The organism is Candidatus Enterococcus ikei, assembly GCF_017316105.1.
In the GTDB taxonomy this organism is placed as follows: Bacteria; Bacillota; Bacilli; order Lactobacillales; family Enterococcaceae; genus Enterococcus_L; species Enterococcus_L ikei.
In genome coordinates this window covers 21,571-33,464 of sequence record NZ_JAFLWD010000022.1, presented here as the reverse complement: position 1 = coordinate 33,464, position 11,894 = coordinate 21,571, and the positions used below count along the sequence as shown (strand labels likewise).

General features: G+C 34.2%; 15 protein-coding genes and 1 CRISPR repeat array. Of the genes, 1 reads left to right on the top strand and 14 read right to left on the bottom strand.

Annotated elements, in window-relative coordinates:
* Window positions 1-330 precede the first annotated feature (330 nt).
* Complete coding sequence (locus JZO69_RS09945; RefSeq protein ID WP_207112721.1) at window positions 331-1,029, top strand: TIGR00266 family protein; 699 nt, start codon at window positions 331-333, stop codon at window positions 1,027-1,029.
* Window positions 1,030-1,132: 103 nt separating this feature from the next.
* Here the strand turns inward: JZO69_RS09945 and JZO69_RS09940 are convergent, their stop codons facing one another.
* The 14 genes from JZO69_RS09940 to JZO69_RS09875 all read right to left on the bottom strand — a co-directional run bounded on the left by JZO69_RS09940 (window position 1,133) and on the right by JZO69_RS09875 (window position 11,709).
* On the bottom strand, window positions 1,133-2,086 hold the full coding sequence (locus JZO69_RS09940; protein ID WP_207112720.1) for a DUF975 family protein: 954 nt from the start codon (window positions 2,084-2,086) through the stop codon (window positions 1,133-1,135).
* Between the two features lie 212 nt (window positions 2,087-2,298).
* Window positions 2,299-2,870: a CRISPR direct-repeat array (repeat unit 33 nt; unit sequence ATTTCAATCCACTCACTCTAAACAGAGTGAGAC).
* Between the two features lie 172 nt (window positions 2,871-3,042).
* Window positions 3,043-3,369 carry a hypothetical protein gene (locus JZO69_RS09935; RefSeq protein WP_207112719.1) on the bottom strand — a complete coding sequence of 109 codons (327 nt, stop codon included), beginning with the start codon at window positions 3,367-3,369 and terminating at the stop codon, window positions 3,043-3,045.
* The gene (locus JZO69_RS09930; protein ID WP_207112718.1) at window positions 3,366-3,974 is read right to left on the bottom strand and encodes a hypothetical protein; all 609 of its coding nucleotides are present in this window, start codon (window positions 3,972-3,974) and stop codon (window positions 3,366-3,368) included. Before JZO69_RS09930 ends, JZO69_RS09935 begins: the two co-directional genes overlap by 4 nt.
* 182 nt (window positions 3,975-4,156) lie before the next feature.
* On the bottom strand, window positions 4,157-4,723 hold the full coding sequence (locus JZO69_RS09925; RefSeq protein WP_207112717.1) for a hypothetical protein: 567 nt from the start codon (window positions 4,721-4,723) through the stop codon (window positions 4,157-4,159).
* 105 nt (window positions 4,724-4,828) lie between these two features.
* Complete coding sequence (locus tag JZO69_RS09920; RefSeq protein WP_207112716.1) at window positions 4,829-5,014, bottom strand: hypothetical protein; 186 nt, start codon at window positions 5,012-5,014, stop codon at window positions 4,829-4,831.
* A gap of 195 nt (window positions 5,015-5,209) precedes the next feature.
* The gene (locus JZO69_RS09915; RefSeq protein WP_207112715.1) at window positions 5,210-5,890 is read right to left on the bottom strand and encodes an amino acid ABC transporter permease; all 681 of its coding nucleotides are present in this window, start codon (window positions 5,888-5,890) and stop codon (window positions 5,210-5,212) included.
* On the bottom strand, window positions 5,891-6,736 hold the full coding sequence (locus JZO69_RS09910) for a transporter substrate-binding domain-containing protein (protein ID WP_207112714.1): 846 nt from the start codon (window positions 6,734-6,736) through the stop codon (window positions 5,891-5,893).
* A gap of 9 nt (window positions 6,737-6,745) precedes the next feature.
* The gene (locus JZO69_RS09905; protein ID WP_207112713.1) at window positions 6,746-8,206 is read right to left on the bottom strand and encodes an amidase; all 1,461 of its coding nucleotides are present in this window, start codon (window positions 8,204-8,206) and stop codon (window positions 6,746-6,748) included.
* Window positions 8,207-8,430: 224 nt separating this feature from the next.
* On the bottom strand, window positions 8,431-9,210 hold the full coding sequence (locus tag JZO69_RS16635; RefSeq protein WP_242586693.1) for a CHAP domain-containing protein: 780 nt from the start codon (window positions 9,208-9,210) through the stop codon (window positions 8,431-8,433).
* 3 nt (window positions 9,211-9,213) lie between these two features.
* Window positions 9,214-9,540 (bottom strand): hypothetical protein, encoded by a 327-nt coding sequence (locus tag JZO69_RS09895; RefSeq protein ID WP_207112712.1) that lies wholly within the window; start codon window positions 9,538-9,540, stop codon window positions 9,214-9,216.
* 317 nt (window positions 9,541-9,857) lie between these two features.
* Entirely contained in the window at window positions 9,858-10,373 is a 516-nt protein-coding gene (locus JZO69_RS09890; protein ID WP_207112711.1) for a GNAT family N-acetyltransferase, read from the bottom strand.
* A 136-nt stretch (window positions 10,374-10,509) separates the two neighbouring features.
* Window positions 10,510-10,773: a DUF2087 domain-containing protein gene (locus tag JZO69_RS09885; RefSeq protein WP_207112710.1), complete on the bottom strand. Its 264-nt coding sequence runs from the start codon at window positions 10,771-10,773 to the stop codon at window positions 10,510-10,512.
* A 104-nt stretch (window positions 10,774-10,877) separates the two neighbouring features.
* Window positions 10,878-11,201 carry a hypothetical protein gene (locus JZO69_RS09880; protein WP_207112709.1) on the bottom strand — a complete coding sequence of 108 codons (324 nt, stop codon included), beginning with the start codon at window positions 11,199-11,201 and terminating at the stop codon, window positions 10,878-10,880.
* Between the two features lie 178 nt (window positions 11,202-11,379).
* On the bottom strand, window positions 11,380-11,709 hold the full coding sequence (locus tag JZO69_RS09875) for a hypothetical protein (RefSeq protein ID WP_207112708.1): 330 nt from the start codon (window positions 11,707-11,709) through the stop codon (window positions 11,380-11,382).
* Window positions 11,710-11,894 lie beyond the last annotated feature (185 nt).

The following is an 11,894-nucleotide window of genomic DNA, read 5'->3' as shown; positions in this document are numbered from 1 at the left end:
AAAATATTTTTTAGGTATAACTTTTATTCTATTATAAAACATCCTTTCAACAAGTCAATTACTATTTTACTATTTCTTACGCTCAATTGACTTAAATCATATATATAACGACCCTTTATTAAACAGACTATACTGTCAGCCGATTGCTTGAATATCAGTAATCACTTGCATTATTTCCAAGCAACCTAAATACTCGTCTACTTTATTTTTTAAAGTATACTAATAGCGGAACAATGAGCATTGATGACAGTTAAAGATTTCTCAAAAAATTCTAAAGTAAGTCTGGCGTATATAAGGTATACTAGTAAATAAAAATAGGAGGCTCATATAATGGATTATAAAATGACAGAAAATACCGTTTTCCCATTAGTCGAAGTGGCGTTACAAACAGGTCAAAGCATTCAATTAGAAAGTGGTGCAATGGTTTATCATAATGGAGAAATCAATCTTGAAGGAAAAATGAACAGCAATGGTAAGTCAGGTTTTGGTGGTGCTATTCGTGCTTTAGGACGTTCAATGTCCAGCGGTGAAAGCTTCTTTATCACAAAAGCATCTGGTTTAACAGATACCGCAAAAATCGCTTTAGCTCCAGCCACACCAGGGACCATCAAGGAACTGCAAGTGGGGTCAGAACATTGGCGTTTAAATACAGGAGCATTTTTAGCTTGTGATTCAAACGTTACTTATAATATGAAACGCCAAAAGCTTAGCGGAGCTATCTTTGGCGGAACTGGTGGTTTATTCGTAATGGAAACAGCCGGCTCCGGCTCGTTATTGATCAATAGTTATGGCGATATCGTTGAAATCCATTTAGATGGCACTAAACCTTTTATTGTAGACAATCAACATGTTGTTGCTTGGTCTGAGTCATTAGATTACAACATCAAAGTAGCTTCTGGAATGTTTGGCTTCACAACAGGCGAAGGCGTAGTCAATGAATTTCACGGTACTGGAACAATTATGATTCAAACGAGAAATATTGAAGGATTAGCAGGTTTGATCAGTCCATTTATAAGTTCAGGTTCATAAAACAGAAGACAAAAAACAGTCGTACGAACATCCATATTCGGATTTTTGCACGGCTGTTTTTTCACTGTATTATTATTTTTTTTCAAATACGCATATAATTTTTCTAAAAATCAACAAATCCCGCTTCTTTTTCTTGTGAAAACAAATGATGTTTCTCTGCAATGATTTGATCAAAAAACAACGCTTCCGACACACTGTAATAAGGAATTACATACATACTAACTAATCCAAAACTAGCGATCGTTGCAAATTGCCAAAAAATGAATGAATAAGAAAAGATCAAATACTCCAGCTTATAACCGTGCATCAGCACTTGGCTAAGCGCCATTGCTTCTTTGGGTGTTAGTTCTGGATCCTTTTTCAATAAATAATTTGTCATTCCATAGGATAACTGCTTGATGATACCAGGAATGAAAAAGAGTAACGACCATAAAAATGTGTACAAGGTCACCAAAAGATTAGCGATTACTGTCCGTTTGCCGTTTACTCTAATAAAATCTGTAAAAACTGTTTTAAAGCTAAAACTTTGACCCTCTACATTATCAATCGCTGCCCATTGAACCATCCCACGATATAAAATTGTTACAACCACCAAACAGATACTAACTATAAATGCAAAAACTCCGCTAATACTTGCTTGTGTAGTTGTTGTTTGCTTATAGGTAACCGTCTGTGTTCCGTTTTTCAATGGTACGGCTGATACAGTTGAGAGGGAATTTAGTTTTTTCCCAGTATACTCATCTTCGTCATCATAATCATAGGAATCATTTTCATAAAAACCATCATCGAATCCTTCATCATAGCCATCCGAATAACCGTCTTCATAACCATTTCGATACTCATTGTTAGATCGATTAGATTTTTCCGAGTATTCATCTTGCCAAGAACGATAGTCATTTGATTGATCTACAACTCCCTCGGACGATTGAAACAAAAAAATTGTAGAGAATAAATAGATAAATAATGCCACACATGGAAGAATTGCGATTAAACTCCAGTTCCCGTAATGTCCATGTAAATGAGCTTGGGCCTTTTTCTTTAATTCACTTCGAATCATAAAATAATCTCCTTTTAACTCCCTTAGAAAAATTGTCTATAGTCGTTACTATGTATTTTTCTAGCTTTTCTAATTATACCCTTTAATTCATTAGTACGACCACTCAATTCCTTTGATTTTTGTTGAAATTTATGAGAAAAAGTTGGATTAAAAAACTCACTCTAAACAGAGTGAGACCTTATAAATGGAAAGTAGAAGCTTTTGCTATCTGTATTTCAATCCACTCACTCTAAACAGAGTGAGACTTGAATCCTGGATCAGATAAACCTAAAGTAAACATTATTTCAATCCACTCACTCTAAACAGAATGAGACCATATTTATTTGACAGGTTTCTTTCGCCGTAGAGATTTCAATCCACTCACTCTAAACAGAGTGAGACTCGTGTACTGATAAATTTAGTGCTTTGCTTATTTATTTCAATCCACTCACTCTAAACAGAGTGAGACGGACATTTAGTTCAATGATTACTGAAGCTATCCTATTTCAATCCACTCACTCTAAACAGAGTGAGACTTAAAAGTCCCGCTAAGTGGTTAGCATGGCGCAAAATTTCAATCCACTCACTCTAAACAGAGTGAGACCCGGCACTCAAAACTCAGAACCGCAACATGTAGATATTTCAATCCACTCACTCTAAACAGAGTGAGACATTTCAAACTTTGGCTCCGTTTGTCGTGTCAGCATTTCAATCCACTCACTCTAAACAGAGTGAGACCGTTGGATCTGGAAAGACCTATCATGCCGTAAAAATTTCAATCCACTCACTCTAAACAGAGTGAGACTGTGAAATACAGCATTTCTCAAAGAAAAACGACAATATTTCACCTAAAACAACCTATAAAATGTGAATTCAATGAGAAAACCAACCCGAAATAGCCCTTTCCTCACGAAAATCAGGTGCGAATCCCCCAGAGATTTCATGTGCACTTGGGGTCCGCACCATGAAATTCACTGTTACAAATTAAACATCAACTTCTTAATTGTATCCGAAAGTAGTGTACTCGCTAAATTACTGAATACATCTGACGTAAATTGCGGTGCATATTTTTTCAAGAACGCTGTGACTTTTCCTTCATCTCTTGATGTTGATTCCATCAACAATTTTGAACATGCTTGAAATTCTTCACTATTTTGTGGAAGTTTTGTCAATGTTGTCATGATCTCTGCTGAAAAATTATCCCAATCGATCTCTGCGCTTTTGCTGTTCGTTACTTTGTTATTATTTCCAATCACAACGGTTGAATGATTGATACCGCCAAAATCATTACCACTTATTTTCATTTACTCACCTCATTATTTTCTCCAGATACAACTGTGCTATCGTTAATACTTTGATCATTGACACTACTATTCACTTCATTTTGATCACCCGATACAACGGTACTATCATTAATACTTTGATCAACATTTACAATTTTTTGATCGATCATAATATTTTCTTGTTTCATATTGATGATCACTTTTTCTTTTCGGTGATCGTCATTAATACAACTTTCGATCACTCCACGAGCTTCTTCAGCAAATTCTTCATTTTCGCAATGAATCAAATAGGTAAAACCCGAATTAAGATTTAAATACATATAATAACCTTTGTTCAAGTTACTCATAATGACCAAATAAATATAAAATCCAGTAATGATCATTCCCAAGATGCCCCAAAAAGTAAAATTTGCTGATAAAATTCCAGAAAAAATAAACAATAGCCCTGCTATCCATGGTATTTTTGAATCTGGTTCTGCTACAAATATTTGAGAAACATTGCTGATTTGAAGTGTACGATCATCCAAAGCGATGACATTTTTTTCTACTGAAATCTGAGTTGGATCTATTTTGCTTTTTCCACTAAGTTTCAAATTGAATTTTCCTAACATATTCACCATTTCCATTCGTATTTGTCCCTTTCATTATTTTTTTCATCCATAGATATAATAGCATAAATCAAAATCTTTTAGAATAAAATTAAATCCTTTTAGTCAAACAAATATTAAAAAATAAAAATAGCTTTCGTAAATAGTTATTTTACGAAGGCTATTTTAACAATTTTTGTTAGAACGAGGACTGCCACAATTTATAATTCATACACTTTTTCTACACTACCATCTATATCAACAAAATAGTTACTACTATTTTCTCGATCACAATAAACAGTTACTTGTCCCTCATTTAAAAAATGCGTGGGATCGATTCTCAAGAGCTGACTTTTAAAGAGATAGGTTTCTCCCTCCTCATTTTTGTAAGAACACATGAGTCTCATCCCATATCCGTTATATATTCTAATTGAAGAAGATGCAAGTTGATTCACTTTCGCCCGAAGCGCTCGTCCTTCCTCTTTCAGACGTTGTTGCTGCCTTCTCTTCATCTTATTCCAGATAATCACAATACCACCAATAACAGTTGGAATCATTCCAACAAAACCAAATACGAGTAAAAAAATAAGTCGAAATATGCGAACATTTTCTAATGAATATGGTTGTGTAACACCATTTATAGTGAAATGAAAATTATCTGGTGTAATAGGTACAACTTGCACAACGAGAGCCGGAATCAAGAAAAGTCCCCCCACAACACATAGCAAAACTCCGAACAAAGTAACATTTATATAAAAAGATTTCTGTTTTGATTCTCTATTTTTCATTTATTCTCCTTTTTGTTCAATTCTAATCGTTCTTGAAAGTAACTATGAAAAGCCCAAAAAGAGGTGTCTACTGCACCTCTTAAATTGTTACATATCTGAATACAGTTACACTAAAGTTCTGCCTTTGAGAATCAAAATCACAAGAATCGCAGCCATCGCTGAAACACATCCACTTTGAATCATTGCCAGAATATTATACGTTTTTCCTATGCTGTTTTTTTTCACCATTGATTGCATAACAACTGTAACAACCAAAGCAACCACTGACAAGATCAATAATAATACCAACAAAGCTCCCAACCTCCTTTTTAAATTTAACCTCTCTTCATTGTATCAATCATTTTGTAAGAGATAAACCGTTTTTTTGATACTTTAGAATTATTAGTTTTTTTCTATAAAATAATTGGGAGTTTTATACCCTATCTTCAGAATAAAATAAAACTGCATAAGCAGCTTCTCAACAATCAGCGACTTACACAGTTTATTTTATATTCTCACTTCTGGTTTTCCCTTATAACGATTCACATAATGTTGCTCTAGCCAACTTTGCCCCCAGCCAATTGCCACGCAAAGCAGCCAATAAATCACCGCGACTAAAATATACATCGTCATATAATCAAAGGTTCTTCCCCCAACGATTTTGGCTTTTTGAAAGATATCAGGAATCGTGATCATTGCCGCCAACGATGTTCCTTTTAACAAATCCATTGCAACGTTACCTAAAGCTGGAATTGAGATTCGAAACGCTTGGGGCAAAATAATTTTACGCATCACTTTTCCAAAGGGTAAACCCAACGCATAAGCTGCATCCCATTGCCCTGCTTCAACCCCTGCGATCGATCCTCGATAGATTTCCGCAATAAACGCACTACTTGTCAAACTGAAACAAATACAAGCCGCCGTTAGCGCACTTAGCTGATAAGGCAAGCCAAAATACAAAAGAAACAACAAAACCAAACCTGGAACCCCTCGTAAAAAGGAAATATAAAAACGCACAAATCCTCTGATCACCTTCGAAGGCAGCATCCCTAATACGGTCAAAAGAATACCAAGAACATTTCCCATCAAGAACGTCACCAAGCTAATCCCAATCGTATAAGGCAAACCAGTGAGAAGAAATGGAATAGAATCAATCATTAATTGAAAATCAATTTTTGGTATATACATCTATTCTGCTGAAACACTTTCTGTCACTTTTTCTTTTGGCTCAACAGAGACATCTGTTTGGAAATACTTTTCAGATATTTTTTTCATGGTTCCATCAGTTTGCATCACTTTCAATGTCTGATTTATTTTTTTGCTTAGTGCAATGCTGTCTTTTTTCATTAAAAAGCCAGTAGAATTTGCATTAAAATAGACACCTTCTAAAATTTTAACTGGAATATCTGGTAACGCGCCTACTGACATTTTTTGTAAATAATAATCATTTAAAATAACATCAGTCCGACCATTCGCCACATCCGTCAAGTATTGATCATTTGTCGCGTTATCGTAGGTTACTAGCTTAGCACCATATTTTTCAGCTATTTTCATATAGTTTGTATTTGGTTCTCCAGCGGCTTTTTTACCTTTTAAATCTTCAAGAGAAGCAATCCCAGAATCATCACTTTTTCGAACGATCATGCTGTCAAATGAGTACTTGATTGGTGAAGACAAGATAAATTTTTTCCCTCTGTCCCCAGATAAACCGAAATCATTGGCCGCTAAATCTGATTCCCCTTTATCCACTGAAGTGATTTGCCCATCGACATTGTATTCTTTAAACTCAACATCAAGCTCTAAACGTTTGCCAACTTCTGTGATTACATCCACATCATAACCCGTTAATTTATTTTCATCATTATAGTAAGAAGAAGGGAATAACGTTCCTGAGGTTGCAACAGTTAATTTTTTTGCATCCTCTACTTTTTTCCAGCTTTCATCTTTTCCAGCTGACTTGTCTTGAGTTCCACCACACGCAACTAACATTAAACTTAATGCAACAATACTAAAACTAGCTAATACTTTCTTCATTAGAACCTCCTATGATTCACGATAATAGTTTGGTAGTAAAAATTTCTGCTCTTGTTCAAATAACTTTCCGACTTGGAAAAGAAGATCTTCTCTGCCTTTTGATGCCATAAATTGAATACCTAGCGGTAAACCAACTTCTGCTATATGGGTCGGTAAACTGATTGCCGGCTGTCCTGTTAAATTTGCAAGCTGAGTATATGGCGTGATCGTCAAACTTTTTTCAAACATGTCATAGATTAAATCTTTTAACTGTAAAACTGATAACGATTCAGATTGAGCTAAGTCTTTCCGAATTTGATCACTCTGTAATTCTGCATCAATTTTAGGTGCGATATCAGCTGCGGTCGGCGTCAATAACAAATCATATTCCTCAAATAATTGCTCCATTTTATACGCCGCTTGATCCCACAGTTGTAGCGATCGTGTATACTGACTTGCTGGTATTTGTAAACCATATTGGTAAATTCCCCATGTCATTAATTCCATGTCACTCTTAGTAAGCGGTCGCTGAATTGCCTGTTGAATTCCTTCAAACATAGCGGCCGTTTCTGCGCCATTCATTAGATAATAGCTGTCGATCAACTGACGTCCGTTTACTGGATAAGGAATTTCAGTTACTTCATGTCCTTGTTGTTCTAAAAAATGTGCTGCATTGTGCGTCGCTTTTACCGCCTCTACTGAAACAGGTGTCCCAACTGGAGACTCTGTCAAAAAAGCGATTTTTAAGACTTTTTTCTCTGCTGCTGATTGATGAGTCCACTCCGCTTTCGGCGCTTGATACGGTGCTGCTTTTTCTGTTCCACGTAAATGATAAAACAATGTTTCCGTATCGCGCATAGAAACAGTCAAAGCAAAATCAATCGAAGCTCCTTGCCAGCCACGCCAACCATCAGGTCCAACTGGCATACTGCCACGTGTTGGTTTGAGACCAATCAAACCACTGAACGAGGCTGGAATCCGAATCGAACCACCGCCATCACTTGCCCCAGCAATCGGAAACAAGCCACTAGCGACTGCAGCGGCCGCACCTCCACTAGATCCACCAGGTGAATAATCCAGATTCCACGGATTTCTAGCTGGGCCGTAAATAGTCGGATCAGAAATATTTTTAAACCCAAACTCAGGTGCATTAGTTTTCCCTAAAGGTATAAAGCCTAATCGTTCCAACCCTTTCACAAAGTTATCCGTAGAAGTCGCACGATTTTCTTTAAATAAACGAGAACCTGACGAAGATTTCATTCCAGCTTTGTCTTGTCCTAGCATTTTCAATGGAATAGGCAAGCCAAAAAAAGGACCAATATCTGCTCCTCTAGATTCGTATTCTTGTTTTGCTGCTTTTGCATCCCAATCGACAAATGCATTTAATTCAGGATTTAGCTTTTTTACTTGTTGCGCACGTTCATCGATCCATTCTGTGACGCTTAGTTTTTTCTCTTGAAATTGTTTTGCGTAGTATAAGCCGTCTTTCATGATCATCCCCCTTATAAACCGATGACTTTATTATACAGGTTGGTGGGGAATTTTTAGGTTATTTTGCTTGGAGAGGTTTTTCCACAAAAATAAAACAAATGTAGTTAAAAATAACAAATATATAATCAGGAAAATTTATATGCTCTATCCTAAAAGAGAAACTAGGAGCATAACTTCCCTAGTTTCTCTTTCTATTATTTTGATAGATTAAAAATATTCTGCAATTATTTCCACGTCACAATATGGCTAGAACCTTTCATAAACAGGTTAGGGAGAGCATAAGGAGATATTATAGATGGAATAACCATATGTTCTCCTTTTTTGTTTGCAAAGTAATAACATTGCATAACTATCTTTGAACAATACGTAGGATTTAAGTCAAATCGATTCCCACTAAAACCATAAGAATAATTTTTATCTCTAATATTATCATTTCCCCATTTTCCAGCTGCAAGATTCCTGTAAAAAGTTGAGTTAGGACGATAAACTTTAGTCCAACTGTTTGGAGCTAACTTTTTAGTATTCTGCATCCAACTAAAAATTCCTCTAACAGTAGGTTTTTGACCGTAGCCTTCGATACTTAGTATATTTCCATCAGCGAGAAAAATACCTGCATGACCTGTTAATCCATTGGAAGAAGTTGCGTTTGTGACTAAAATATCTCCAGCCATAGGTGATCCTGCAACATTACGTGCCTCTGGTATTACAGGATCAATAGGTTCTGGCGTATTCAAAAATTGGCGATAATCTTCAAAATCTACCTCTTCTGAAAGTAATCCCTGTTCAATTAAGCTATTATATTCTTTCAAATCAGCGGACGGATCTGATAATGTAAAAGCTCTTCTAGCACTTCTCATTTGCTCTTCTTGTTCGAATTGATCAAGTTTTTCACCTGTGAGAGAATACTTGACCATTACATCACTAAGTTCGTCTGCAAGTGTATTTGTTGGATACACAATCATCGCAAAAATAACTAAAACAATACTAACTAACAACTTTTTCATAATTCACTCTCCAAATATTATTTTTCTAGTATTCACTATTTCGGACTTATCCGTAATATAACTTAGTTCTGTCTCTTTAGTATTATAATAATACGTAAAAATATACTCATAAGGACTATGTTTTACTTCAAAAAAATACTGATATGCTGAAAACTTAATATTTTTCATTCCTCTAACTTGAACTAAATCATCTTGTTTAACATCTAACATTTCTAACTCATTATTAAAACTTTTCTGCGCAATACCTTTTCTATAAGTTTGATATACTATCACACTGGTTACAATTAAAATAAGCATCAAACTAAATAAACCAAACTTTTTGATATTCAATAACGCCTCCTAAAAAAAATATTTACGACTTATAAAAAAAGAATAAAGAAAGCGCAATCATTTGTCAACATATTTTTTCAAAATATTTGATTTAGCTGTCAAACTATTAACAACTATTCAGCATCTGTCCTTATTACATGTACCATTCAGATTACAGTAAAAAGACATCTGTTGATAAATCGTGCAACTTCTTCTAATCTGCTAGAAACTTGTTTACTAAACCAATAATTCTATTTCTCAAGTGCATTCTTTTATTTTGCTGCATTGACTTTTTCTAAAACAATTGTATCGCCCTTTTTACTCAGATAATAAAAAAATCAAGTTAACTCCTTCTTCATGATCAAATCGATTTGTTCGTCCTCACCCATATAAAAAGAATGCTCTCCTACCTGAGTAAATCCCATCTTATGATAAAATTTCAGTGCAGAAAAATTACGCTCCCAGACACCTAACCAGATAGCTGTCTTGTTTAAATCCTTTGCTCGTTCTATCGCCTTGTTATACAGCGTTTTTCCAAGTCCTAATCTTTTGAAATTCGAATCAATATAAATACGTTCGATTTCTAAGGTATCTTCTCCGATAGTTTCAGTTTGAGCATCATTTATATTTATTTTTAAATAGCCAGCTAGTTCTTCATTTGAATAAATAAAATAAAACTCTGAATGTTTATTTTGAAGCTCACTGGTTAATTTTTCGTCCGTATAGGCTTGGGCAAGATAATTCTTTAAATCTTCTGTGGTATTCTCTTGTGCGAAAGTATCTGTAAAAGTTTTGATACTTAATGCTTTCAATGTTGCTAGGTCCTCTACGGTGATTTTTTGGATTTCTATCATCGGTAATTATCCTTCTTTCTATTATTTTTTAGTACTTAAAATAAGCTATACAATAATTGTTCTCTAATCACACCAACAAAATATTTTGTTTCAAGTAAGAACAAACGTGTTCCAGATTTCAAACTAAATATCCATCTTAACATTCATTTTTTATATTACTTTTCTTTATATATTCACTGCCATAAGAATCTCTTGATAAAAAGCCATAGTCCACTAAATATCTTCTCAATATAGCATAATCATGATAAAAACTTTTGAGAATCTGATTCACTTCTGTTTCCGAATAGGTAACTCCTTCTTCAAACTTATCGATGATAACCTTAAATATTTCTATTTTAAATTTATTTTTTTTAGGAATTACTTTTAACCTACCATCTTCTCCAAAAAATCTATTTTCCAATTTATCTCACTTCTCCTTTTATTGCAAACCATAACATCACAATAAATATTTCAATAGTGTGTATTACTGGTCACAAGATTCTCTTTGACAAAATTTATTTGTTCTTATCTTATCAAAATAAGCAATAAACAAGCCCCTAGTCCAAAGGCAACCACAACAAAATGAAGCAACTGTTGCTTAGTTCCACCGATAAAATCTGGTTTTTCATGTTTATAGCTTGGATTAACAGATTTTATATTGTAATCGAGCGTACTACTGAAAAAAATATCTGATGGAATCATAAAGACTAACATAGTTCCATAGATAATTGCCGTAATAGTAAAAATTGATAGTTTGATCCATATACTCGCTATTGATCCTAGTGCTAATGGAATTAAAATATAGAGCGAACAAATAAGCAATTGATTGATTACGATTTTCTTTTTCATAAAATCACCTCACTATTCTTTTATTCTATCATTTTTAATGGACATTCCTATAAATTTCTGAAATTTTCGACAATATTTTTGTTTAACAAAAAAACCAGAACTAAGTGCTCTGGCTATAAATTTTGTAGTATCTTATGTCTCTTTTTCTATAAGAAGAAAGATTATCCAATCAGTAACATTATTTCCATACAATCGGAATAATCGATTCTCCTCTGACAGAAAAACTTTGTCCATCATAGTTAGCATTCACACGCCATTCAAAATGTAATTCTTTCAGCTCAGGAGATAAATTTGTCCATGTCAATTCATCATCTTCAAATGTAAAATCATCATTTGGCGAACTAAAATCAACTTCAACTTCTTTTGTTCCAATGACATTGCCTTCTTCATCTTCAATAAATTGTTTAGATAAAAAGACTGGGTTTGCTATATTGTAGGTTGCTTTTTCTTTTCTCAATACAATAGCTGGCATATAGCCAACTTTACTAATCGTTTTAATTTGAACCATACAACTTACTTTAAGGTTATCATGTTGAATAAAACGAGTAAATAACATATTTGCTTGATATTTTTCAGAATTTTAAAAATTAAATTAACTTTTTGCGCTGAGATCTATTTTGAATTGATTTACAAATCTGATTTCTTTCACTATCTTTTCTTTTTGCTAAACTAATTTTGAGTAATTTTCTGTTT